Below are 23447 nucleotides of genomic sequence, written 5' to 3' on the forward strand. Positions count from 1 at the left end.
AAAGCAGGTCGCAATTTTGTGTTTGCCGGCCGATGCGCGAGCATGGCGGGCAACGTTTCAAAGAGAATTCGGAGCGAGATATGGCAGGTCATTCCAAGTGGGCGAACATCAAGCACCGCAAAGAACGTCAGGATGCCAAACGAGGCAAGATCTTCACCAAGTGGATCCGTGAACTGACCGTTGCGGCCCGTCAGGGCGGTGGCGATCCGGGTTCCAACCCGCGTCTGCGTCTGGCCCTGGACAAGGCGCTGGGCGCCAACATGAGCCGCGACATCATCGATCGTGCGGTGGCCCGTGGCGCCGGTGCGACCGAGGCGGACAACGTTGAAGAACTGACCTACGAAGGTTACGGCCCGGGTGGCGTGGCGGTGATGGTCGAGTGCATGACCGACAACCGCAACCGTACCGCAGCGGCCGTGCGTCATGCGTTCAGCAAGTGTGGCGGCAACCTCGGTACTGACGGCTCGGTGGCGTATCTGTTCGAGCGCAAGGGCCAGATCAGCTTTGCGCCGGGTGTCGACGAAGACGCGCTGACGGAAGCGGCGCTGGAAGCCGACGCCGATGACGTGGTCACTCATGAAGACGGCTCGATTGACGTGTTCACCTCGTTCACCAGCTTCTACGCCGTGCGAAACGCGCTGGAAGCGGCCGGTTTCAAGGGTGACGACGCGGAAATCGTCATGCAACCGACCACCAGCGCCGAACTGGATCTGGAAGGGGCGGAGAAGGTGCTCAAGTTGATCGACATGCTGGAAGACCTGGACGACGTGCAAAACGTCTATTCCAACGCGGACATTCCGGAAGACGTGGCTGCTCAGCTCGGTTAAGAGCGACTAGGATTCAATGTGGGAGCGGACTTGCCTGTGTGATCGCGGGCAAGCCAGCTCCCACATTTGTTTTTGTGTTTTTTCGAATCTGCAGGCTTATGACTTTAATTCTTGGTATCGACCCCGGTTCGCGCATTACCGGTTACGGCATTGTTCGTGATACCGGACGCGGCGGTTGCATCTATGTCGCCTCGGGCTGCATCCGAACTGGCGCCGGTGAGCTGCATGAGCGCCTGCAAATCGTCTATCGTGGCGTACGCGAGATTATCCAGACCTATGGCCCGGTGACCATGGGCATCGAAAAAGTGTTCATGGCGAAAAACGCCGATTCGGCGCTGAAGCTTGGGCAGGCCCGTGGGGCCGCTATCGTTGCAGGCGCCGAAGAGAGCCTGGAGATCGCCGAGTACACGGCCACCCAGGTCAAACAGGCCGTGGTCGGCACCGGCGCCGCCAATAAAGAGCAGGTGCAGATGATGGTCATGCACATGCTCAAACTGACCAGCAAGCCGCAAATCGATGCCTCGGACGCCCTGGCCATTGCCATTTGCCATGCGCACACTCGCTCCAGTCTGCTGCCGCACGGTCTGGGAACCGCACGCAGTCGTGGCGGGCGCCTGCGTCTCTGATAGCATCAGCATCAAATTTACGGAATGTGGACTTGCGCGCCTGTGTTGTCGGCCGGAGTTTCTTCGTTCTGATTGTCGCCAGCCCACGGCTGGCCAACGCTCAAGGATCTGAAACGTGATTGGACGCTTGCGCGGCACCCTCGCTGAAAAACAGCCGCCGCACCTGATTCTGGATGTAAACGGCCTCGGGTATGAGCTGGAAGTGCCCATGACCACCTTGTATCGCCTGCCGTCGGTCGGTGAACCGCTGACCCTGCACACCCATCTGGTCGTGCGCGAAGACGCACAGTTACTCTATGGTTTTGCCGGCAAACGTGAGCGAGACTTTTTTCGCGAGTTGATCCGTCTCAATGGTGTGGGGCCGAAACTGGCCCTGGCCTTGATGTCGAGCCTGGAAGTCGATGAGCTGATCCGTTGCGTGCAGTCCCAGGACACCTCGGCGCTGACCAAGGTGCCGGGTGTGGGCAAGAAAACCGCCGAGCGTCTGCTGGTGGAGCTCAAGGATCGCTTCAAGGCGTGGGAAACCTCGCCGGCCATGTTTGCGCTGGTGCCGAACCAGCCGGACGGCCCGGCGCCGGTCAACACCGCCGAGAACGACGCGGTCAGCGCGCTGATTTCCCTGGGCTACAAGCCGCAGGAAGCAAGCAAGGCGATTTCCGCGATCAAAGAGAAAGGCTTGAGCAGCGAAGACATGATCCGACGCGCCCTGAAGGGAATGATTTAAGTGATTGAAGCTGATCGTCTGATCGCCGCCACGCACAGTCCGCGTGAGCGCGAAGAAGTCCAGGATCGGGCGATACGTCCCGTCAGCCTGGCCGAATACATCGGCCAGCCGACCGTTCGCGAGCAGATGGAGCTGTTTATCCAGGCCGCCCGTGGCCGTAGTGAATCCCTCGACCACACCTTGATCTTCGGCCCGCCGGGTTTGGGCAAGACCACGCTGGCTAACATCATTGCCCAGGAAATGGGCGTGTCGATCAAAAGTACTTCGGGCCCGGTGCTCGAACGGCCGGGAGATCTGGCGGCGCTGCTGACCAATCTTGAGCCGCACGACGTGCTGTTCATCGATGAAATCCATCGTCTGTCGCCAATCGTCGAAGAAGTGTTGTACCCGGCGATGGAAGATTTTCAGCTCGACATCATGATCGGTGAGGGACCGGCGGCGCGTTCGATCAAGCTTGATCTGCCGCCGTTCACCCTCGTTGGCGCGACGACGCGGGCGGGGATGCTGACCAACCCGTTGCGTGACCGTTTCGGTATCGTCCAGCGTCTTGAGTTCTACAGCACCGCCGACCTGGCGACGATCGTCAGCCGTTCGGCGAACATCCTCGGCCTGCCGCTGGACCCGGAAGGTGCCTTCGAGATTGCCCGTCGTGCTCGGGGTACGCCGCGGATCGCTAACCGGTTGTTGCGCCGGGTGCGGGATTTCGCCGAAGTCCGGGCCAAGGGCCACATCACCAAGTCCGTCGCCGACCTGGCGCTGAACCTGCTGGATGTCGACGAGCACGGCTTCGATCATCAGGACCGGCGTTTGCTGTTGACCATGATCGAGAAGTTCGATGGCGGCCCGGTCGGTATCGACAGCCTGGCGGCGGCGATCAGCGAAGAACGCCACACCATCGAAGATGTGCTGGAGCCATATTTGATTCAGCAGGGTTACATCATGCGTACGCCGCGGGGCAGGGTGGTGACCCGGCACGCATACCTGCATTTTGGTTTAAACATTCCGTCACGAATGGGCGAGATGCCTGTGGTAGACGAGTTTCTCGATGCCGTGGACGATTAATACACATTTATTGTCGATTTATTCAGCGTTTGTACTGTCTCAGGACGGTACTTTTGCGGTAAAGCCTTCGAACAATGAAAAACAGTTGCCTGGCTGGATTGGCAACCCGAGGAGTAAGCACTAGAGTATGCGCGCGCAAAACGGGCTTGAGTCGTTCGCACATCGTTGTCGCGTTTATTACGAGGACACCGATGCGGGCGGCATCGTGTATTACGTTAATTACCTCAAGTTTATGGAACGGGCTCGAACCGAGCGGCTCCGGGAGCTGGGCTTTGCCCAGTCGGCGCTGGCAGGGGAGGACCTGTTGTTCGTCGTGCACTCCAGCGAAGCGCGTTACCACGCGCCGGCGCGACTGGACGACGAGCTGCTGGTAAGCGCTGATGTAATCGAATTGAACCGTGCCAGCCTGCGCTTCAGACAGCAGGTCAGGCGGGCAACGGATAATGTGCTGCTCTGTGAGGGGCAGTTTCTGGTGGCCTGTGTGCGCACTAACAGTTTGAAACCCCGGGCCCTTCCCGAAGACTTGCGTGCGGCTTTCGCCGACGCGGTCGGCACGGGTACACACTTAAAGCAGGAGATAAAGCGTGGAAGCTAACGTCGTCGACCATTCCTCCATGTGGAGCCTGGTCAGCAATGCCAGCATCGTGGTGCAGTTGGTAATGTTGACTCTGGTGGCCGCATCGGTGACCTCATGGATCATGATCTTTCAGCGCAGCAATCTGATACGCGCCGGTCGACGTGCCCTGGAGAGCTTCGAGGAGCGCTTCTGGTCGGGTATCGACCTGTCCAAGCTCTATCGTCAGGCCGGCAGCAACCCGGATCCGGATTCGGGCGTCGAGCAGATCTTCCGTGCCGGCTTCAAAGAGTTCTCGCGCCTGCGCCAGCAGCCGGGTGTCGATCCTGAAGCGGTGATGGAAGGCGTGGCCCGTGCCATGCGTGTTGCCATCTCCCGCGAGGAAGAAAAACTCGAGCAGAGCCTGCCATTCCTCGCCACCGTAGGTTCGGTCAGCCCGTACATCGGTCTGTTCGGTACCGTCTGGGGGATCATGAACTCCTTCCGCGGCCTGGCCAGCGCACAGCAGGCCACTCTGGCCACTGTGGCTCCAGGTATCGCCGAAGCCCTGATCGCCACCGCGATCGGCCTGTTCGCCGCGATCCCGGCCGTTATCGCTTACAACCGTTTCTCTGCCCGCAGCGAAACCTTGCTGAGCCGCTACTACACCTTCGCCGATGAATTCCAGGCGATCCTGCACCGCAAAGTGCACACCAGCGAAGAATAAGCAGGTATTTCCCGATGGCTTTAATCACTCGAGCCCGACACAAGCGCAAGCCGGTCGCCGAGATGAACGTAGTGCCTTACATCGACGTGATGCTGGTGCTGCTGGTCATCTTCATGGTGACTGCGCCGATGCTCAATCAGGGCGTGAAAGTGGATCTGCCCAAGGTTTCCAGCGAAGCCTTGCCGCAGGACAACAACACCCAGGTGCTGACCATTTCGATCAAGGCTGACAAGACCTACTACTGGAACCTTGGCAGCGAAGTCGATACTGAAAAGCAACAGGACAGGGCCATGACCCTGCCGCAGATGACCGATGCGGTGACCAAGATCATTCGCGCCGGCACTGAAGGCGGCAAGCGTACCCAGGTCTTCATCCGTGGCGACAAGTCCGTCGATTATGGCTCCGTCATGGGCGCCATGGGCGGGTTGCAGAAAGCCGGGGTCGGTAATGTTGGCTTGATTACCGAGGCCCCCTGATGCAGCAACAGCGAGAGCCGTCCGCCTCGGAAAGCTACTTCTGGCCTAGTGTCTGGGCGATTGGCTTGCACGTGCTGGTGTTCGGCATGCTGTTCGTCAGTTTTGCCCTGACGCCTGAGCTGCCGGTGGCCAAGCCGATTGTCCAGGCGACCCTGTACCAGCTGAAATCGAAAAGTCAGGCGACCACCCAGACCAATCAGAAGATTGCGGGTGAGGCGAAGAAATCCGCCGCGCGTCAGACCGAAGTCGAGCAGATGGAGCAGAAAAAGGTCGAGCAGGAAGCGGTGAAGGCTGCGGAACAAAAGAAAGAAGAAGCGGCTCAAAAGGCCGAGGAAGCCAAGAAGGCCGACGAGGCGAAGAAAGCGGAACAGGCGAAGAAGGCTGACGAAGCCAAGAAAACCGAAGACGCGAAGAAAGCCGCCGACGCCAAGAAGGCAGAAGAGAAACAATTGGCTGATATAGCCAAGAAGAAAGCCGAAGAAGAGGCCAAGAAGGCTGCTGAAGAAGAGGCCAAGAAAGAGGCCGCTGAAGAAGCCAAGAAGAAAATAGTCGAAGACGCGAAGAAGAAAGCCGCCGAAGACGCCAAGAAGAAATCCGAAGCTGAAGAGGCGAAGAAGAAAGTCGCCGAAGACGCCAAGAAGAAAGCTGCTGCCGATGCTGCGAAGAAGAAAGCGCAGGACGCGGCACGCAAATCGGTCGAGGACAAGAAGGCTCAGGCTCTGGCCGATCTGCTGTCCGACAAGACCGAGCGTCAGCAGGCTTTGGCAGATGAAGTGGGTGATGAAACCGCCGGCAACTTCGATGATCTGATTCGTTCGCGAGCATCTGAAGGTTGGGCGCAGCCTCCGTCGGCCCGTAAAGGCATGAAGGTGGTACTGCAAATCAACATGCTCCCTGACGGAACGATCTCCGGTGTTTCGGTTGCTCATTCCAGCGGTGACGCGCCGTTCGACAGCTCTGCCGTCGCGGCTGTAAAAAATATTGGTCGATTGACCGAAATGCAGGGTCTGAAGCCAGCGGATTTCGCACCCTATCGTTCATTCAAGATGACATTCACACCTGAGGATCTAGCCTTGTGAGAAACCTTCTTCGAGGACTGCTTGTAGTCATGTTCTGCTTTGCAGGACTGGCTTCGGCAGATGAAAAAAATATCCTGGTCAGCAGTGGCAGCTCCCAGGCAACGCCAATTGCCGTCGTGCCGTTCGGCTTCCAGGGCGGCGCCGTCCTGCCGGACGACATTGCTGAAATCGTTGGTAACGATCTGCGCAACTCGGGCTACTACGCTCCGATTCCAAAGCAGAACATGATCAGCCAGCCAAGCCAGCCGAGCGAAATCATCTTCCGTGACTGGAAGGCGGTAGGTGCTCAGTTCATCATGGTCGGCAACATCGTGCCGGCCGGTGGCCGCTTGCAAGTGCAGTGGGCTCTGTTCAACGTCGCTACCGAGCAGAAAGTGGCGGACGGCAGTGTTTCCGGCACGACCGAGCAACTGCGCGACATGGCGCACTTCATCTCTGACCAGTCGTTCCAGAAACTCACCGGTATCGACGGTGCGTTTTCGACTCGCCTGCTGTACGTGACGGCTGAACGCTTCTCCGAGAAGAACACCCGTTACACGCTGCAACGTTCGGACTATGACGGTGCCCGCGCCGTAACCCTGCTGCAATCGCGCGAGCCAATCCTGTCGCCGCGTTTCGCACCGGACGGCAAGCGTATTGCCTACGTGTCGTTCGAGCAGAAGCGTCCACGCATCTTCATGCAGAACATCGACACCGGTCGCCGTGAGCAGATCACCAACTTCGAAGGCCTGAACGGTGCTCCTGCCTGGTCGCCGAATGGTGATCGCCTGGCGTTCGTATTGTCGAAAGACGGCAACCCGGACATCTACGTGATGAACCTGGCTTCGCGTCAGATCACCCGCGTGACCGCAGGTCCTGGCATCAACACCGAACCGTACTGGGGCAAGGATGGTTCGACCATCTACTTCACCTCGGACCGTGGCGGCAAACCACAGATCTACAAAACCAGTGCAAGTGGCGGCGGTGCGGAGCGAGTGACCTTTATCGGTAACTACAACGCCAACCCGAAGCTTTCGGCTGATGAAAAGACCCTGGTAATGATCCATCGCCAGGACGGTTTCACCAATTTCAAGGTGGCAGCCCAGGATTTGCAGCGGGGAAGTGTAAAAATCCTCACTGATAGCACTCTGGACGAGTCGCCTACTGTTGCGCCCAACGGCACCATGGTAATCTACGCCACCCGCCAACAGGGCCGGGGAGTCTTGATGCTCGTGTCCATTAATGGACGCGTTAGGCTCCCGCTTCCTACCGCTCAAGGCGAAGTCAGAGAACCGTCCTGGTCCCCTTACCTGAAGTGAGCGGGCGCTACACGTTTTACTTAACACACTGGGGTTCATTAGGAGTTTCACGATGGAAATGCTGAAGTTTGGTAAATTTGCTGCGCTGGCTCTGGCCATGGCTGTAGCTGTAGGTTGCTCGTCCAAAGGCGGCGACAACGCCGGTGAAGGCGCTGTTGATCCAAACGCTGGTTACGGCGCAAACACTGGTGCCGTTGACGGTTCCCTGAGCGAAGAAGCTGCTCTGCGCGCAATCACCACCTTCTACTTCGAATACGACAGCTCGGACCTGAAGCCAGAAGCCATGCGCGCTCTGGACGTTCACGCCAAAGACCTGAAAGCAAACGGCGCTCGCGTTGTTCTGGAAGGCAACACCGACGAACGTGGTACTCGTGAGTACAACATGGCACTGGGCGAGCGTCGTGCGAAAGCCGTTCAGCGCTACCTGGTACTGCAAGGTGTTTCCCCAGCTCAGCTGGAACTGGTTTCCTACGGCGAAGAGCGTCCAGTTGCTACCGGCAACGACGAGCAGTCCTGGGCTCAAAACCGTCGCGTCGAACTGCGTAAGTAATTCGATATGCGAACGTGCCGTCGTGCTGTAACTGTTCTGGCTCTCAGCCTCGCGCCGCTTGCGGCGTGGGCTGCGGTTCCTGTGGTCGATGACAACTCCGGTTATAACAATAGCGGGAGCAGTTATCCGCCTGCAGGTTACGGTACGAACGGCGCCTATGCCGGGGGAGCGGCTTCGGCCCCTGCCTCGGCACAAGGCATGCTGTTCAACCAACTGCAACAAATGCAGGATCAGATATCGCGCCAGCAAGGCGTGATCGAAGAACTGCAGAATCAGGTTGCGCGCATGAAGCAAGAATCCCTGGAGCGATACCAGGATCTTGATCGGCGCATAGGATCCGGTGCTGCACCTGCCGCGACTCCTGAGAATTCTTCTGCCGGTGGCGATGCAAGTGCTGCTGCCGGTGCCGCCGCTGGAGCCGGGGCCGCTGCGGCCGCCCAGGCACCTGCCGCGGGTGGCGAACCGGCTGATCCGGCCAAGGAAAAGCTGTATTACGATGCAGCCTTCGACCTGATCAAGGCCAAGGATTTCGACAAGGCCAGCCAGGCTTTCGCCGCCTTCCTGCGTAAATACCCGAACAGCCAATACGCGGGCAATGCCCAGTACTGGTTGGGTGAAGTGAACCTGGCCAAAGGCGATCTGCAAGGTGCAGGTCAGGCTTTTGCCAAGGTTTCGCAGCTCTATCCCAAGCATGCCAAAGTGCCGGATTCGCTGTACAAGCTGGCTGACGTAGAGCGCCGCCTCGGTCACACCGACAAGGTCAAAGGCATTCTGCAACAGGTGGTGTCCCAGTATCCGGGTACCTCCGCTGCTCAGTTGGCCCAGCGCGATCTGCAGCGCATGTAATACTGTTTGACCCGTTTAGAAGAAACCCGCGCTTGTCGCGGGTTTTTTCGTTAGAATTCACGCCCTTTTATGAAACACGCTTCTGGTGATCTACGCGTTGGCGGGGTTGCCTGAAGTGCCTGACGGAGGCGGACAGCCTGTTTAGCTGTTACGCCCGTGGCGACTATGCAAGACACATTGAGAATCACCGAAGTTTTCTACTCGTTGCAGGGGGAAACGCGGACTGCCGGGCTGCCCACGGTTTTTGTGCGCCTGACCGGTTGCCCATTGCGTTGCCAATACTGCGACAGTGCCTACGCGTTCAGCGGCGGCACGATTCGTACACTTGACGACATCCTCGAGCAGGTAGCCGGGTTTCGCCCGCGCTACGTCTGTGTCACCGGCGGTGAGCCGCTGGCACAGCCCAATGCCATTCCTTTGCTCAAGCAGTTGTGTGATGCCGGCTACGAAGTCTCGCTGGAAACCAGCGGTGCCCTCGATATTTCCGCGGTCGATCCGCGGGTCAGTCGGGTTGTCGACCTGAAGACCCCCGATTCCAAAGAAGCCCATCGCAATCGTTACGAGAACATCGAGTTGCTGACGCCCAACGATCAGGTGAAGTTTGTCATCTGCTCGCGGGAAGACTATGACTGGGCGGTATCCAAGCTGATCCAGTACGGTCTTGAGCGGCGTGCCGGCGAAGTGCTGTTTTCCCCGAGCCATCATGACCTGAATGCTCGGGATCTGGCGGATTGGGTGGTGGCGGACAATTTGCCGGTACGCCTGCAATTGCAACTGCACAAGTATCTGTGGAATGACGAGCCGGGGCGCTGAGATGACTGAACAACTGAACACTACTGAAAAGCGTGCGGTCATTTTGCTGTCCGGCGGCCTGGACTCGGCCACGGTCGTGGCGATGGCCCGCGCCGAAGGCTATCGCTGCTACACCATGAGCTTCGATTACGGCCAGCGTTCACACGCCGAACTGCACGCCGCCGCACGCGTCGCTCGCGATCTGGGCGTGGTCGAGCACAAGGTGATCGGTCTGAACCTGAACGGCATGGGCGGTTCGGCCCTGACCGACAGCAGCATCGATATCCCGGAGGAACTGGGTGAAGGCATTCCGGTGACTTATGTGCCGGCGCGCAACACGGTGTTCCTTTCTCTAGCGTTGGGTTGGGCTGAAGTATTGGGCGCTCGTGACATCTTTATTGGTGTCAACGCAGTGGACTACTCCGGCTACCCGGATTGCCGTCCCGAGTTCATCGAGTCGTTCGAGCGCATGGCCAACCTGGCGACCAAGGCCGGTGTAGAAGGCAATGGTTTCCGCATCCAGGCCCCGTTGCAGAACCTGAGCAAGGCGCAGATCGTCCAGGCCGGCGTGAAGCTTGGTGTTGACTACGGGCTGACTGTTTCCTGCTATCAGGCGGACGATAATGGCCGTGCGTGCGGCAAATGCGACAGCTGCCGACTGCGTGCAGAAGGCTTCGCAGCGGCCGGAATCAGCGACCCGACACCTTATTTTTGATTATTTTCAAATTAGGTGTTGAATACTCCTTAAAAATCAGTATTATACGCGCCACCACACAGCGGGTCGTTAGCTCAGTTGGTAGAGCAGTTGGCTTTTAACCAATTGGTCGTAGGTTCGAATCCCACACGACCCACCATATTTGGCGGTTTAGAAAATCCGGAAGGCCCACGAAAGTGAGGATTTCCGGGTTTTTTTTTGCCTGCGATTCGGTCTCTCTTCTTTTAGCGCTGGTTGCGCTGACACAGGTCAGAATCATCTTTTGCATCACCGGGATATTCTGTAGCCTTGCGCAGCTTCAACGCTGTCCTTGCCTGATAAAACTCACTCTCCCGGCGGTACCCTCAAGCGGTCCGGAGCCGGGTGTATACTCGACTTTCGCGCGAATGCGCCTGCAGGTCTTGCGAACATGACGCAGATTTCCGAACGCCTTCTGGTACAAGCCCACCTCGACGCCAAGCAGCCGAAGCCGCTGACGGCCGAGGAAGAGGCTTATTACCGTTCCGCCATCGCCGCCGAGCTCAAGGCTCAGGACGCGGTGCTGGTTGCCCACTTTTATTGCGATCCGATCATCCAGGCCCTCGCCGAAGAAACCGGCGGTTGCGTTTCCGACTCGCTGGAAATGGCCCGCTTCGGCAACGCCCACCCGGCCAAGACCGTGGTGGTCGCCGGCGTGAAGTTCATGGGCGAAACCGCGAAGATTCTCAACCCGGAAAAACGTGTACTGATGCCCACCCTGGAGGCGACCTGCTCGCTGGACCTGGGTTGCCCGGTGGATGAGTTCTCGGCGTTCTGCGATCAGCATCCAGAGCGCACGGTCGTGGTGTATGCCAACACGTCGGCGGCGGTCAAAGCCCGGGCCGACTGGGTGGTGACATCGAGCTGCGCGCTGGAGATCGTCGAAAGCCTGATGGACAACGGCGAGACCATCATCTGGGGCCCGGACAAGCACCTGGGCACCTACATTCAGCGTCAGACTGGCGCCGACATGCTGCTCTGGGATGGTGCGTGCATCGTCCATGAAGAGTTCAAGTCCAAGCAGTTGGAAGACATGAAGGCGTTGTACCCGGACGCGGCCATTCTGGTGCACCCGGAGTCGCCGACGTCGGTGATCGAGCTGGCGGACGCCGTCGGTTCCACCAGCCAGTTGATCGCTGCCGCACAAACGCTGCCGAACAAGACCCTGATCGTCGCGACCGACCGCGGCATCTTCTACAAGATGCAGCAGTTGTGCCCGGACAAGGTCTTCATCGAGGCGCCAACGGCCGGTAACGGCGCGGCATGCCGCAGTTGCGCACATTGCCCGTGGATGGCCATGAACACCCTTGAGCGCACGCTGAAGTGCCTGAAGGAGGGTTCGAACGAGATCTTCGTCGACCCGGCGCTGATTCCCCAGGCGATTCGCCCACTCAAGCGCATGCTCGATTTCACCCAGGCTGCGCGGTTGAAGCTGGCCGGCAACGCCTGACCTTGAGCCACAAACCAAAACGCCCCGATTTGATCGGGGCGTTTTTGCATCTGCAGGATTATTTGGCTTTCTTCGGGATCCGCACCAGTTGCGTGTCCGAATAGATGTCATGCCAGGCACGCTTGCGTTTGTCGAACAGCGACCAGAAGAATCCCACGCCCAGGCACAGCCACGATGCGATCGACACCATGAACCGCAGCAGCGCCTGCCACAGGCTGATCGCGGTGCCATCGGCATTCTGTACGCGGATGCCCCACACCTGCATGCCCAGTGTCTGGCCAGCGTGAGTCCAGAACTTGGCGAAGAAGCCAAACAGCACCAGCAGCAACACGGTGGAGTAGAGCGGGTCGCCGTCCAGCTTGCCGGCGTCGGTCAGCACTCGCAGGCGCTCTTCGCCGATGATCGCGGCCTGGATCATCTTGTAGATCCCGCCGGTGACGATCAGCAGGGCGGTACACAGCAGAAAGTCATAGAACATCGCTGCCAGACGACGACCCAGGCCAACGGCGGGAAAATCGCCCTGGGGGATGAGCAAGTGTTTCGACATGGCAGCCTCTGGACGGAAAGTGAAGCGCCATTTTACGGATTCGCGCGCACAAAAAAGCCCCTGATATCAATATCAGGGGCTTTTTCGTAACAGAAGATCAGCCTTCGGCTTGTACTTCGTCAGCCTGCATGCCTTTCTGGCCCTGCACAGCCACGAAAGTCACTTTCTGGCCTTCTTTCAGGCTCTTGAAGCCGTTGCCCTGAATAGCGCGGAAATGCACGAACAGATCCGGACCGCTTTCTGGAGTGATAAAACCAAAACCTTTCTCGTCGTTAAACCACTTGACGGTACCGCTCTGACGTTGGGACATTTCTTATTTCCTTTGACGCAAAAATTGATGACAGTCTCTTCCTCATGAAAGAGTACTGGGGCTGGTTGCAGGAGAGTAAGAAGACGTCGAACGGGATGTAGCTAACTTGTAGGCTACTGCCCAGGTCACGATTCCAAGCTGACCCATGCAAACACAGTGGACAAACTCTACGCCAACTACAGGAGGAAAAACAAGCCCCGTGAGGGCCCCGGTTTTCCTGTGCTTGCTGGCAGTTAGTCAGTCCATTAGTCGGGCTTATACGATTAGCTTGTTCAATTGTTTTCGAACGTTATAAGCCAAGTTCATATTCGAATCGAATGTAAAGAAAGTGCACTGTTTTATGGCGATTGCGTTACACATTAGTGCACGCATAACGCAATCGCGTTACTTATAGAAACAGTCAATCAACCACGATAGTAGCGTTGTGGAACGAATGGCATTTTGCTTACAAGCATTTGCACCTTTTTCCCACGAACGATGGCCCAGACTGGCGTGTCGAGTGCGACATAGGCGCTGTCGAGGTAACCCATCGCCAATGGCCCACCCAGGGTCGGACCGAAACCGCCGCTGCACACGCTGCCGATGATCTCGCCGGCTTCGTTGACGATTTCTGCCCCTTCACGGACCGGCGTGCGCTCCTGCGGCAACAGGCCGACGCGTTTACGCGCGACACCGTTCTGTTGCTGGCTGAAAACCTGTTCTGCACCCGGGAAACCACCGGCACGTGCGCCATCAGCGCGGCGTGGCTTGGAGATGGCCCACAGCAGGCTCGCTTCGATCGGCGTGGTGTCGGTGTTCATGTCGTGGCCGTACAGGCACAGGCCGGCTTCCAGACGCAGCGAGTCACGGGCACCGAGGCCGATGGCGGCCACTTCCGGTTCGGCGAGCAGGGCGCGGGCGAGTTTTTCCGCATCGGCTGCCGGTACGGAGATTTCGAAACCGTCTTCACCGGTGTAGCCCGAACGGCTGACGAAGCAATCGACGCCCAGCAGTTTCACGCGGGCGAACTGCATGAAGGTCATCTTCGCCACTTCCGGTGCCAGGCGCGCCAGCACGGTCACGGCGGCCGGGCCTTGCAGGGCGAGCAGGGCGCGTTCTTCGAACAATGGCTCGATCTTGCATTGATCGCCGATGTGCTTCTGCAGATGAGCCAGGTCCTGGTCCTTGCACGCGGCGTTGACCACCAGGAACAGTTCGTCGTTGCCCAGATTGGCGACCATCAGGTCATCAAGGATGCCACCGGTTTCGTTGGTGAACATCGCATAGCGCTGCATGCCCACCGGCAGGTCGATGATGTCCACCGGCACCAGGGTTTCCAGGGCTTTGGCGGCATTGGCGCCGGTCAGGCGGATCTGACCCATGTGCGAGACATCGAACAGCCCGGCCTGCTCACGGGTGTGCTGGTGTTCTTTCATCACGCCCAGCGGGTATTGCACCGGCATGTCGTAGCCGGCGAACGGCACCATGCGGGCGCCGAGTTCGATGTGCAGAGCGTGCAGCGGGGTTTTCGACAGTTGTTCGGTGGACATGCGGGACTCCTTGATTCACACCAACCCTCTCCCGGAGGGAGAGGGGGCTAATTAACACTCGATAATGTTGACCGCCAGACCGCCGCGGGCGGTCTCCTTGTATTTGCTTTTCATGTCGGCGCCGGTCTGGCGCATGGTGCGGATGACCTTGTCGAGGGAGACGAAGTGCTGCCCGTCTCCGCGCATGGCCATGCGCACGGCGTTGATCGCCTTGACCGAGCCCATGGCGTTGCGCTCGATGCACGGCACCTGCACCAGCCCGCCAATCGGATCGCAAGTCAGGCCGAGGTTGTGTTCCATGCCGATTTCAGCGGCGTTCTCCACTTGCTGCACGCTGCCGCCGAGGACTTCGCACAACGCGCCGGCCGCCATCGAGCAGGCCACGCCGACCTCGCCCTGACAGCCGACTTCGGCGCCGGAAATCGAGGCGTTTTCCTTGTACAGAATGCCGATGGCCGCCGCGGTCAGCAGGAAACGCACCACGCCGTCATCGTTGGCGCCGGGAATGAAGCGCATGTAGTAATGCAATACGGCGGGAATAATCCCCGCCGCGCCGTTGGTCGGCGCTGTAACCACGCGCCCGCCATTGGCGTTTTCTTCGTTGACGGCGAGGGCGTAGAGGTTGACCCAGTCCAGTACCGACAACGGGTCGCGCAGCGACGATTCCGGGTTCTTGCACAGTTGCCGGTGCAACGCCGCCGCCCGCCGCTTGACCTTCAGGCCACCCGGCAGAATGCCTTCGTTGCGACAGCCGGCAGCCACGCAGTCCTGCATCACTTGCCAGATTTTCAGCAGGCCGGCGCGGGTTTCCGCTTCCGGGCGCCAAGCACTTTCGTTGGTCAGCATCACCTGACTGATCGACAGACCGTAGGTGGCGCAGTGACCGAGCAAGTCCTTGGCACTTTTGAATGGGAAGGTCAGCGGTGTGGCGTCTTCGACGATACGGTCGGCTCCGGCCGCATCTTCGTCGACCACAAAACCGCCGCCGACCGAGTAGTACTCGCGGCTGCGGATCTGCAATCCCGCCGCATCGAAGGCACGGAAGATCATGCCGTTGGGGTGATAGGCCAACGGCTTGCGGATCATTGCCAGATGTTCTTTCTCGTTGAACGCGATGCTGTGTTCACCGAGCAGGTTCAAACGCCCGCTGCCGCGAATCTGTGAGAGACGTGCGGCGACGGTTTCGGTATCCACGGTATCCGGGTGTTCACCTTCCAGGCCCAGCAGCACAGCCTTGTCGCTGCCGTGACCCTTGCCGGTGGCGCCGAGGGATCCGTACAGCTCGACCCTGACGCTGGTGGTGGCCGACAACAGGTTTTCCCGACGCAGCCCTTCGACGAAACGCGCAGCTGCGCGCATCGGGCCGACGGTGTGGGAGCTGGAGGGGCCGATGCCAATCTTGAACAGGTCGAACACGCTTAACGACATGGTTGTTCTCCGGTTTCTTGTTATAGGCACATCAGGCACGCATGAAAGGGGCGGGCGAACCCGCCCCCTCACAGGTCAAGCGTAGCTTTCGATCGACGGGCAGGCGCAGACCAGGTTGCGGTCGCCGAACACGTTGTCGACGCGACCGACCGGCGGCCAGTACTTGCCTTCGATCAACGACGCCACCGGGTACACCGCTTGCTCGCGGCTGTACGGGTGAGTCCACTCGCCAACCAGCTCTGCAGCGGTGTGCGGTGCGTTCTTCAGCGGGTTGTCGTCCTTGTCCAGGGTGCCGTTTTCCACTGCGCGGATTTCTTCGCGGATGCGGATCATGGCGTCGCAGAAGCGGTCCAGCTCTTCCTTGGATTCACTTTCGGTCGGCTCGATCATCAGCGTGCCGGCCACCGGGAACGACATGGTCGGGGCGTGGAAGCCGAAGTCGATCAGACGCTTGGCCACGTCATCGACGCTGATGCCGCTGCTGTCTTTCAGCGGACGCAGGTCGAGGATGCACTCGTGCGCCACCAGACCGTTGCTGCCGGTGTACAGCACTGGATAGTGCTCTTCCAGGCGACGGGAAATGTAGTTGGCATTGAGGATCGCCAGTTGCGAAGCGCGCTTCAGACCTGCGCCACCCATCATACGAATGTACATCCAGGTGATCGGCAGAATGCTCGCGCTGCCGAACGGTGCTGCGCAGACCGCGCCTTCCTTGCGTTCCATGTGGCCATGGCCCGGCAGGAACGGGGTCAGGTGCGATTTCACGCCGATCGGGCCGACGCCCGGGCCGCCACCGCCGTGGGGGATGCAGAAGGTCTTGTGCAGGTTCAGGTGCGAGACGTCGCCGCCGAATTTGCCCGGTGCGCAGAGGCCGACCATCGCGTTCATGTTGGCGCCGTCGATGTACACCTGGCCGCCGTTGTCATGAATGATGCCGCAGATTTCGCGGATGCCTTCTTCGAACACGCCGTGGGTCGACGGGTAGGTGATCATCAGCGCGGCGAGGTGTTCGCGGTGCTCGATGGCCTTGGCGCGCAGGTCTTCGATGTCCACGTTGCCACGGGCGTCGCAGGCGGTCACGACCACGCGCATGCCGGCCATGTTGGCGGTCGCCGGGTTGGTGCCGTGGGCGGACGACGGGATCAGGCAGATGTCGCGACGGTCTTCGCCACGGCTCTGGTGATAGGCGCGAATCGCCAGCAGACCTGCGTATTCACCCTGGGAACCGGCGTTCGGTTGCAGCGAGATCGAGTCGTAACCGGTGGCGGCGCAGAGCATCGCTTCCAGTTCGTCAGTCAGTTGTTGGTAACCGGCGCTTTGCTCGGCCGGGGCGAACGGGTGCAGGGCGCCGAATTCGGCCCAGGTCACCGGGATCATTTCGCTGGCGGCGTTGAGCTTCATGGTGCACGAGCCCAGCGGGATCATGGTGCGATCCAGTGCCAGGTCCTTGTCCGCCAGTTTGCGCAGGTAGCGCATCAGCTCGGTTTCCGAGTGATAGCGGTTGAACACCGGGTGGCTGAGGATCGGCGACTGACGTACCAGCGCGGCTGGAATGGTGCTTTGCGCGGCAGCGGCGAGGGTGGCGAAATCAGGCAGGGTCTTGCCGTCGGCGAACAGGCCCCACAGGGTTTCGATATCGGCCTGGGTGGTGGTTTCGTCGACCGACAGGCCCAGACGCTGGGCATCGATCACACGCAGGTTGATTTGTTGCGCACGGGCCTTGTCGTGCAGCGCGGCAGTTTGCGTGCCGGTGGCCAGGGTCAGGGTGTCGAAGAAGCTGCTTTGCTCGACGGTCACGCCCAGTGCGCTCAGGCCCTTGGCCAGAATCGCGGTCAGGTGATGCACGCGGTTGGCAATCTGGGTCAGGCCTTTCGGGCCGTGGTACACGGCGTACATGCTGGCGATGTTGGCCAGCAGCACTTGCGCGGTGCAGATGTTCGACGTGGCCTTCTCGCGGCGGATGTGTTGCTCGCGGGTCTGCATCGCCAGACGCAGGGCCGGCTTGCCGAAGCGGTCAACCGAGACACCGACCAGACGGCCCGGCATGTCGCGCTTGAACGCATCTTTAGTCGAGAAGTAAGCCGCGTGCGGGCCACCGAAGCCCAGCGGTACGCCGAAACGTTGGGCGCTGCCGATGGCCACGTCGGCGCCGAACTCGCCCGGCGGGGTCAGCAGGGTCAGGGCCAGCAGGTCAGCGGCCACGGCGACCAGTGCGTTGGCGGCGTGGAAGCGTTCGGTCAGTTCGCGGTAGTCGAACACATCACCGTTGCTCGCCGGGTATTGCAGCAATGCGCCGAAGAACGGCGTCACGTCCGTCAGTTCACGCTCGTCGCCGACCACCACTTCAATGCCCAGAGGCTCGGCACGGGTGCGCAGTACGTCGAGGGTTTGCGGGTGGCTGTGGATCGAGGCGAAGAACTGGTGGCTGCCCTTGTTCTTGCTCAGGCGTTTGCAGAAGGTCATGGCTTCGGCAGCGGCGGTGGCTTCGTCGAGCAGGGAAGCGTTGGCGATCGGCAGGCCGGTGAGGTCGCTGATCAGGGTCTGGAAGTTCAGCAGCGCTTCGAGACGGCCCTGGGAAATTTCTGGCTGGTACGGGGTGTAAGCGGTGTACCAGGCCGGGTTTTCCAGCAGGTTGCGCAGGATCGGCGACGGCGTGTGGCAGTTGTAGTAGCCCTGGCCGATGTAAGTCTTGAACAGTTGGTTCTTGCTGGCGATGCCTTTGATCATCGCCAGGGCATCGGCTTCGCTCAGGCCGTCATCGAGGCCGAGCACGCTGGTGCCCTTGATGCTTTCCGGGATGACGCTGGCGCTCAGGGCTTCCAGCGAGTCGAAGCCGAGGCTGTTGAGCATGGCCTGCTCGTCACCGGCGCGCGGGCCGATGTGACGGGCGATGAATTCATTGGCGGTGCCGAGATTTACTTGGGTCATGTCAGGTTCCTCAGGCTTCGGCTTGGGCTTTGATCAGACGGTCGTAGGCGTCCTGATCCAGCAGCTTGGCAACGGCGGAAGCGTCGGCTGGCTTGAAGCGGAAAAACCAGCCTTCGCCCAGCGGATCTTCGTTGACCAGCTCAGGGCTGTCTTCCAGGGCCGGGTTGGTGGCCAGGACTTCACCGTCCAGTGGCATGTAAACGCCGCTCGCAGCTTTTACCGATTCCACGGTGGCGGCTTCGGCGCCTTTGTCGTAAGCCTGCAGTTCAGGCAGTTGCACGAACACCACGTCGCCCAAAGCGTTCTGCGCGAAAGCGGTGATGCCAACGGTGACAGAGCCATCGGCTTCGGCGCGCAGCCATTCGTGATCTTCAGTAAAACGCAACTCGCTCATGGAATCTCCTAGGGGCCAGACTCGTCTGGTGGACGCGGTGGAATACTCGGGCGGCAATGCCCTGATTTTATGAGCGGTTACTTAGCAAGAACGCGGCCAACGTAAAAATATCGTTATAAATCAATTAGTTGATTGATTTGTTGGCGGTCGTGATCGAACAAGCTGTAGCGAAATCGCTACAGCTTGGAGCGAAGAAAAAAGCTGAAGCGGATCAAAGCCTTGCACGGCGGTGGTCGAAGGAGGGTGTAGCGATATCGTTCCGCTGTAGCGCTTTCAGTACAGATGGAGGTCGCTTTTGGCGGGATTCAGGCTTTTCCCGGAATCCCGTACTTGCGCAGCCGATGGGCAATCGCGGTGTGCGAGGTCTGCAGGCGACTGGCCAGTTGGCGGGTCGAGGGGTAGCTGACGTAGAGTTTTTCCAGCAGCGATTTCTCGAACGCCTCCACGGCTTCTTCCAGGCTGTCGACATCGGTGTCGGTCTGGCGCGCCACCGAGGTGCCGGCGATGTCGAGGTCGCCGATGTCCACCAGACTGCTTTCGCAGATGGCGGCGGCGCGGAAGATCACGTTCTGCAATTGCCGCACGTTGCCCGGCCAGCGGTTGCCGAGCAGTGCCGGGTAAGTGCCCGGGGCGAGGCGGCAGACCGGGCGCTGGATCTGCGCGCAGGCCTGCTGCATGAAGTAACGCGCCAACAACAGAATGTCCTGGCCGCGTTCGCGCAACGGCGGCACTTCGACGTTGAGCACGTTGAGGCGGTAGAACAGGTCTTCGCGGAACAGGCCTTCACTGACCATTTTTTCCAGGTCGCGGTGGGTCGCGCTGAGGATGCGCACGTTGACCTTCACTTCGCGATCACCGCCCACCCGACGGAAGCTGCCATCGTTGAGAAAGCGCAGCAGCTTGGCCTGCAAGTACGGTGACATTTCGCCGATCTCGTCGAGAAACACCGTGCCCTGGTTGGCCAGTTCCATCAGCCCCGGTTTGCCGCCCCGTTGTGCGCCGGTGAAGGCGCCGGGGGCGTAGCCGAACAGTTCGCTCTCGGCGAGGTTCTCCGGCAGGGCCGCGCAGTTCAGCGCCAGAAATGGCGCGCTGTGGCGGGTGCTGATGGCGTGGCAGGCGCGGGCCACCAATTCCTTGCCGGTGCCGGTTTCGCCCTGAATCAGCAGCGGTGCATCGAGGGCTGCCACCCGCTGTGCGCGGGCCTTGAGCGTGCGGATCGCCGGGGACTCGCCGAGCAGGGCATCGAAACCTTCGGCATGGTCGTGGTGCAGCGCCGAGAGTTGTTCGCCGATGCGGTTCGGTTGATACAGGGTCAGCAGGGCGCCGGCGTCGGTGATCGGCGTGGCGTCCAGCAACAGGGTCTGGCCGTTGACGGTGATTTCCCGCAGCGGCAGGCGGAAGCCTTGTTCCAGCAAGGTTTCGAGCAGGCCGGGATCGTTGAACAGTTCCGAGACGCTTTCACCGGCCGGCTCGCGACCGTACAAGGCGATCAGCGCCGGGTTGGCCAGCAGCACTTTGCCGGCGCTGTCCAGCGCCAGCACCGGGTCGGTCATTGCTGCGAGCAACGCGTCGAGCTGCAAGTGCCGGCGCTGACCGGGCAGGATGTCGACCACCACCACGGCCTCGACGCCGCGCACTCGAAACAGCGCATCTTTCAGTTCTTCGAGCACTTGCGGGCTGAGGGTCGGGGCGTCGATGTAGACGTTCGGCGGGACCATTTCCACCGCATCCAGATTGAGGTTGCGCCCACCGAGTATCGCCAGGACTTCCTGGGTGATGCCGACGCGGTCGATGAAGCTGACGTGGATACGCATGGGGTGGTTCTGGGTTCTGGAGTGCGGAGGGGGGCAAGTATGCCTTGGGGCGGGGCTTCAGGTGAAATCCGACGTGAACTTGCGGCGGGTATGCATCTCCTGTGGGAGCGAGTTCGCTCCCACAATGGATCTGTGGTGTGCGGGATTACTCGAAATGCTCGGGATTGACCGGATCCCCGGATTTCATATTCAACTGCACACGGATGTCTTCAAACATCAAATCGTAATGCTTGTGGACCGAGCCGATCTGGCTGTGGCTCTTGGGGATGCCGTATTTTTCGGCAATCTGCGTCACGTTGCGGGCGAAGTTGTAGGCCTCTTCCTTGGGCAGGAAGAACGGTTCGTTGACCTCTTTGCCCTGGATGGTTCCAAGCAGCCGGAACTGTATCCCTTTGCCTTTTTGCGGATCCTGCGACACCTCGTATTCGAGGCGGATGTTGTAGTTGACGTCATCCTGGGTCAACGCGTGCCGTTCGATGTGCAAGTGACCGGGTTCGAACTGGGCCATGGTGTTCTCTCCTTTCAAGGCATGGGAGAAGGGCAGACCCTGGGTCTGCCCCCGGTATTTCTGGTTATCGGTAGGTGATGCCCGGCGCAGCAGTGCTGACCCGCGTACCGGCGGTGCCCTGGACGATGGCTTCGATGTCCGCCAGCGAACCGATCACCGCAACCTTGCCAGTATGGCGCGCAAATTCACAGGCTGCCTGCACCTTCGGCCCCATGGAGCCGGCAGCGAAGCCCAGGCGTTCGAGTTCGTCCGGGTGAGCCTGGGCGATGGCTTTCTCGGTTGGCTTTTTGAAGTCGATGTACGCCGCGTTGACGTCGGTGGCGATTACCAGCAAGTCCGCTTCCAGTTGTTCGGCGAGCAGCGACGAGCACAGGTCCTTGTCGATCACCGCCTCAATGCCTTTGAGGTTGCGCTTCTCGTCATACATGGTCGGGATGCCGCCACCGCCGGCGCAGATCACGATGCTGCCCTTGTCCAGCAGCCACTTGATCGGGCGGATTTCGAAAATGCGTTTCGGCCGTGGGCTGGCCACCACGCGGCGGAACTTGTCGCCGTCCGGGGCAATCGCCCAGCCTTTTTCGGCGGCGAGTTTTTCCGCTTCGGCTTTCTCGTAGACCGGGCCGATCGGTTTGGTCGGGTTCTTGAAGGCCGGGTCGTTGGCGTCGACTTCGACCTGGGTGAGCAGGGTGGCGAACGGGACTTCGAAGTCCAGCAGGTTGCCCAGTTCCTGTTCGATGATGTAGCCGATCATGCCTTCGGTTTCAGCACCGAGCACATCCAGCGGATAAGGGGTGACGGAGGTGTAGGCGGCTGCCTGCAACGACAGCAGGCCGACTTGCGGGCCATTGCCGTGGGCGATGACCAGTTGGTTGCCGGGATGGATCTTGGCGATTTGCTCGGTGGCGATGCGGATGTTGGCGCGCTGGTTGTCAGCGGTCATCGGCTCACCACGACGGAGCAGGGCGTTACCGCCCAGAGCTACGACGATACGCATAATGCAGTCCTTTCAGAATTCGGTGAGCCTGCGGGTGCAGCCTTCGGCGGCGCCCGCAGGTCAAAGGTCAACGCTTACAGATCAGCCAGGGTCGACACCAGAATCGCCTTGATGGTGTGCATGCGGTTTTCCGCTTGCTCGAAGGCGATGCAGGCAGGCGACTCGAACACGTCGTCGGTCACTTCGATGCCGTTGGCCAGGTGCGGATACTGCTCGGCGATCTGTTTGCCGACCTTGGTATCGCTGTTGTGGAACGCCGGCAGGCAGTGCATGAACTTGGTGCGCGGGTTGCCGGTGGCTTTCATCAGCTCTTTGTTGACCTGATATGGCAGCAGTTGCTGGATACGCTCGGCCCAGGCTTCAACCGGTTCGCCCATCGATACCCAGACGTCGGTGTGGATGAAGTCCACGCCTTTGACGGCGGCTTTCGGGTCGTCAGTCAGGGTGATGCGGGCACCGCTTTCCTCTGCGTATTTCTTGCAGCGATCGACCAGATCGTCGTGGGGCCACAGGGCTTTCGGCGCGCAGATGCGCACGTCCATGCCCAGTTTGGCGCCGACCAGCAGCAGCGAGTTGCCCATGTTGTTGCGGGCGTCGCCCAGGTAGGCGTAGCTGATTTCATGGATCGGCTTGTCGGCGTGCTCACGCATGGTCAGCACGTCGGCGATCATTTGCGTTGGGTGATATTCATCGGTCAGGCCGTTGAACACCGGTACGCCGGCGAACTTGGCCAGCTCTTCGACGATTTCCTGCTTGAAGCCACGGTACTCGATGGCGTCGTACATGCGACCCAGCACGCGGGCTGTGTCCTTCATGCTTTCCTTGTGGCCGATCTGCGAGGAATTCGGGTCGATGTAGGTGACGTTGGCGCCCTGGTCATAAGCGGCGACTTCGAACGCGCAACGGGTGCGGGTCGAGGTTTTTTCGAAGATCAGGGCGATGTTGTTGCCCTTCAGGTGTTGTTGCTCGGTGCCGGTGTACTTGGCGCGTTTGAGGTCACGGGACAGGTCGAGCAGGTAGCGCAGCTCACGTGGGGTGTGGTGTTCCAGGCTGAGCAGGTTACGGTTGTGGATGTTGAAAGCCATGATGGATCTCCTTGCCCGACACTGTGAAAGCTACTGCGCTCGGAAATACTGCGTTAAAAACAGGCTCGGAATGCTCATTTACAGCCAGTAAACTCCGCTTCCTCGCCTGTTTTTGCCTTGTCTTTCCTTCGCTCGCTACGCTTTCACAGCGCCGGGTCGTTTTAAGT

24 protein-coding genes and 1 tRNA gene are annotated in these 23447 nt (G+C 59.9%); 15 read left to right on the plus strand and 10 right to left on the minus strand.

Annotated elements, in window-relative coordinates:
- Positions 1-80 precede the first annotated feature (80 nt).
- From AC1RMX_RS16140 to nadA, 15 genes are all read left to right on the plus strand, one after another.
- Positions 81-827, plus strand: coding sequence for a YebC/PmpR family DNA-binding transcriptional regulator (locus AC1RMX_RS16140; RefSeq protein WP_085709622.1), 747 nt, complete (start codon positions 81-83; stop codon positions 825-827).
- Positions 828-925: 98 nt separating this feature from the next.
- Positions 926-1453, plus strand: coding sequence for a crossover junction endodeoxyribonuclease RuvC (ruvC, locus tag AC1RMX_RS16145; protein WP_007951206.1), 528 nt, complete (start codon positions 926-928; stop codon positions 1451-1453).
- A gap of 115 nt (positions 1454-1568) precedes the next feature.
- Entirely contained in the window at positions 1569-2177 is a 609-nt protein-coding gene (gene ruvA / locus AC1RMX_RS16150; RefSeq protein ID WP_007951205.1) for a Holliday junction branch migration protein RuvA, read from the plus strand.
- Positions 2178-3239, plus strand: a complete 1062-nt coding sequence (ruvB, locus tag AC1RMX_RS16155) for a Holliday junction branch migration DNA helicase RuvB (protein ID WP_096818296.1) — start codon at positions 2178-2180, stop codon at positions 3237-3239.
- Between the two features lie 127 nt (positions 3240-3366).
- Positions 3367-3834, plus strand: coding sequence for a tol-pal system-associated acyl-CoA thioesterase (ybgC, locus tag AC1RMX_RS16160; RefSeq protein ID WP_096818294.1), 468 nt, complete (start codon positions 3367-3369; stop codon positions 3832-3834).
- Positions 3824-4519: a protein TolQ gene (tolQ, locus tag AC1RMX_RS16165; RefSeq protein ID WP_039766018.1), complete on the plus strand. Its 696-nt coding sequence runs from the start codon at positions 3824-3826 to the stop codon at positions 4517-4519. The genes ybgC and tolQ overlap by 11 nt, the downstream gene beginning before the upstream one ends.
- A 23-nt stretch (positions 4520-4542) precedes the next feature.
- Positions 4543-4995, plus strand: coding sequence for a protein TolR (gene tolR / locus AC1RMX_RS16170; RefSeq protein WP_162803534.1), 453 nt, complete (start codon positions 4543-4545; stop codon positions 4993-4995).
- On the plus strand, positions 4995-6074 hold the full coding sequence (tolA, locus tag AC1RMX_RS16175) for a cell envelope integrity protein TolA (RefSeq protein ID WP_096818292.1): 1080 nt from the start codon (positions 4995-4997) through the stop codon (positions 6072-6074). The genes tolR and tolA overlap by 1 nt, the downstream gene beginning before the upstream one ends.
- Before the next feature lie 29 nt (positions 6075-6103).
- A complete protein-coding gene (gene tolB, locus AC1RMX_RS16180) occupies positions 6104-7372 on the plus strand; it encodes a Tol-Pal system beta propeller repeat protein TolB (protein WP_217993298.1) in 1269 nt (422 codons plus the stop codon).
- A gap of 52 nt (positions 7373-7424) precedes the next feature.
- Entirely contained in the window at positions 7425-7922 is a 498-nt protein-coding gene (gene pal, locus AC1RMX_RS16185) for a peptidoglycan-associated lipoprotein Pal (protein ID WP_003178634.1), read from the plus strand.
- 6 nt (positions 7923-7928) lie between these two features.
- Complete coding sequence (gene ybgF / locus AC1RMX_RS16190; protein WP_096818288.1) at positions 7929-8768, plus strand: tol-pal system protein YbgF; 840 nt, start codon at positions 7929-7931, stop codon at positions 8766-8768.
- A gap of 165 nt (positions 8769-8933) precedes the next feature.
- Complete coding sequence (queE, locus tag AC1RMX_RS16195) at positions 8934-9581, plus strand: 7-carboxy-7-deazaguanine synthase QueE (RefSeq protein ID WP_007951198.1); 648 nt, start codon at positions 8934-8936, stop codon at positions 9579-9581.
- A 1-nt stretch (position 9582) separates the two neighbouring features.
- Positions 9583-10275 carry a 7-cyano-7-deazaguanine synthase QueC gene (gene queC / locus AC1RMX_RS16200; RefSeq protein ID WP_085730268.1) on the plus strand — a complete coding sequence of 231 codons (693 nt, stop codon included), beginning with the start codon at positions 9583-9585 and terminating at the stop codon, positions 10273-10275.
- Positions 10276-10338: 63 nt separating this feature from the next.
- A tRNA-Lys gene (locus tag AC1RMX_RS16205) sits at positions 10339-10414 on the plus strand.
- Between the two features lie 270 nt (positions 10415-10684).
- Entirely contained in the window at positions 10685-11743 is a 1059-nt protein-coding gene (gene nadA / locus AC1RMX_RS16210; RefSeq protein ID WP_096818286.1) for a quinolinate synthase NadA, read from the plus strand.
- 58 nt (positions 11744-11801) lie between these two features.
- Here nadA and AC1RMX_RS16215 read toward each other — a convergent pair whose 3' ends face one another.
- The 10 genes from AC1RMX_RS16215 to AC1RMX_RS16260 all read right to left on the minus strand — a co-directional run bounded on the left by AC1RMX_RS16215 (position 11802) and on the right by AC1RMX_RS16260 (position 23280).
- A complete protein-coding gene (locus tag AC1RMX_RS16215; protein ID WP_102621276.1) occupies positions 11802-12290 on the minus strand; it encodes an RDD family protein in 489 nt (162 codons plus the stop codon).
- A gap of 97 nt (positions 12291-12387) precedes the next feature.
- Positions 12388-12600, minus strand: coding sequence for a cold-shock protein (locus AC1RMX_RS16220; RefSeq protein ID WP_007934683.1), 213 nt, complete (start codon positions 12598-12600; stop codon positions 12388-12390).
- A 404-nt stretch (positions 12601-13004) separates the two neighbouring features.
- Positions 13005-14129: a glycine cleavage system aminomethyltransferase GcvT gene (gene gcvT / locus AC1RMX_RS16225; protein WP_102621277.1), complete on the minus strand. Its 1125-nt coding sequence runs from the start codon at positions 14127-14129 to the stop codon at positions 13005-13007.
- 51 nt (positions 14130-14180) lie between these two features.
- Complete coding sequence (locus AC1RMX_RS16230; protein WP_102621278.1) at positions 14181-15557, minus strand: L-serine ammonia-lyase; 1377 nt, start codon at positions 15555-15557, stop codon at positions 14181-14183.
- Positions 15558-15632: 75 nt separating this feature from the next.
- Complete coding sequence (gcvP, locus tag AC1RMX_RS16235; protein ID WP_493072527.1) at positions 15633-18485, minus strand: aminomethyl-transferring glycine dehydrogenase; 2853 nt, start codon at positions 18483-18485, stop codon at positions 15633-15635.
- Positions 18486-18495: 10 nt separating this feature from the next.
- A complete protein-coding gene (gcvH, locus tag AC1RMX_RS16240) occupies positions 18496-18879 on the minus strand; it encodes a glycine cleavage system protein GcvH (RefSeq protein WP_074688335.1) in 384 nt (127 codons plus the stop codon).
- A gap of 305 nt (positions 18880-19184) precedes the next feature.
- On the minus strand, positions 19185-20693 hold the full coding sequence (gene gcsR, locus AC1RMX_RS16245) for a transcriptional regulator GcsR (protein ID WP_085730273.1): 1509 nt from the start codon (positions 20691-20693) through the stop codon (positions 19185-19187).
- A gap of 145 nt (positions 20694-20838) precedes the next feature.
- Positions 20839-21201, minus strand: coding sequence for a DUF5064 family protein (locus AC1RMX_RS16250; RefSeq protein ID WP_273541009.1), 363 nt, complete (start codon positions 21199-21201; stop codon positions 20839-20841).
- Positions 21202-21265: 64 nt separating this feature from the next.
- Positions 21266-22195 (minus strand): carbamate kinase, encoded by a 930-nt coding sequence (arcC, locus tag AC1RMX_RS16255; protein WP_096818277.1) that lies wholly within the window; start codon positions 22193-22195, stop codon positions 21266-21268.
- 74 nt (positions 22196-22269) lie between these two features.
- Positions 22270-23280, minus strand: coding sequence for an ornithine carbamoyltransferase (locus AC1RMX_RS16260; protein WP_096818276.1), 1011 nt, complete (start codon positions 23278-23280; stop codon positions 22270-22272).
- Positions 23281-23447 lie beyond the last annotated feature (167 nt).

The sequence above is a fragment of the Pseudomonas sp. GW822-FHT03F04 genome (genome assembly GCF_058801405.1).

What these genes read in the sequence shown, in the direction of transcription:
- AC1RMX_RS16220 (WP_007934683.1), bottom strand. Translation starts at nt 12,600, where the DNA reads ATGTCCCAACGTCAGAGCGGTACCGTCAAGTGGTTTAACGACGAGAAA.
- pal (WP_003178634.1), top strand. Translation starts at nt 7,425, where the DNA reads ATGGAAATGCTGAAGTTTGGTAAATTTGCTGCGCTGGCTCTGGCCATG.
- AC1RMX_RS16250 (WP_273541009.1), bottom strand. Translation starts at nt 21,201, where the DNA reads ATGGCCCAGTTCGAACCCGGTCACTTGCACATCGAACGGCACGCGTTG.
- gcvT (WP_102621277.1), bottom strand. Translation starts at nt 14,129, where the DNA reads ATGTCCACCGAACAACTGTCGAAAACCCCGCTGCACGCTCTGCACATC.
- queE (WP_007951198.1), top strand. Translation starts at nt 8,934, where the DNA reads ATGCAAGACACATTGAGAATCACCGAAGTTTTCTACTCGTTGCAGGGG.
- ruvC (WP_007951206.1), top strand. Translation starts at nt 926, where the DNA reads ATGACTTTAATTCTTGGTATCGACCCCGGTTCGCGCATTACCGGTTAC.
- gcsR (WP_085730273.1), bottom strand. Translation starts at nt 20,693, where the DNA reads ATGCGTATCCACGTCAGCTTCATCGACCGCGTCGGCATCACCCAGGAA.
- ybgC (WP_096818294.1), top strand. Translation starts at nt 3,367, where the DNA reads ATGCGCGCGCAAAACGGGCTTGAGTCGTTCGCACATCGTTGTCGCGTT.
- tolB (WP_217993298.1), top strand. Translation starts at nt 6,104, where the DNA reads ATGTTCTGCTTTGCAGGACTGGCTTCGGCAGATGAAAAAAATATCCTG.
- AC1RMX_RS16140 (WP_085709622.1), top strand. Translation starts at nt 81, where the DNA reads ATGGCAGGTCATTCCAAGTGGGCGAACATCAAGCACCGCAAAGAACGT.
- AC1RMX_RS16260 (WP_096818276.1), bottom strand. Translation starts at nt 23,280, where the DNA reads ATGGCTTTCAACATCCACAACCGTAACCTGCTCAGCCTGGAACACCAC.
- arcC (WP_096818277.1), bottom strand. Translation starts at nt 22,195, where the DNA reads ATGCGTATCGTCGTAGCTCTGGGCGGTAACGCCCTGCTCCGTCGTGGT.
- nadA (WP_096818286.1), top strand. Translation starts at nt 10,685, where the DNA reads ATGACGCAGATTTCCGAACGCCTTCTGGTACAAGCCCACCTCGACGCC.
- ybgF (WP_096818288.1), top strand. Translation starts at nt 7,929, where the DNA reads ATGCGAACGTGCCGTCGTGCTGTAACTGTTCTGGCTCTCAGCCTCGCG.
- gcvP (WP_493072527.1), bottom strand. Translation starts at nt 18,485, where the DNA reads ATGACCCAAGTAAATCTCGGCACCGCCAATGAATTCATCGCCCGTCAC.
- gcvH (WP_074688335.1), bottom strand. Translation starts at nt 18,879, where the DNA reads ATGAGCGAGTTGCGTTTTACTGAAGATCACGAATGGCTGCGCGCCGAA.
- tolA (WP_096818292.1), top strand. Translation starts at nt 4,995, where the DNA reads ATGCAGCAACAGCGAGAGCCGTCCGCCTCGGAAAGCTACTTCTGGCCT.
- AC1RMX_RS16215 (WP_102621276.1), bottom strand. Translation starts at nt 12,290, where the DNA reads ATGTCGAAACACTTGCTCATCCCCCAGGGCGATTTTCCCGCCGTTGGC.
- AC1RMX_RS16230 (WP_102621278.1), bottom strand. Translation starts at nt 15,557, where the DNA reads ATGTCGTTAAGCGTGTTCGACCTGTTCAAGATTGGCATCGGCCCCTCC.
- queC (WP_085730268.1), top strand. Translation starts at nt 9,583, where the DNA reads ATGACTGAACAACTGAACACTACTGAAAAGCGTGCGGTCATTTTGCTG.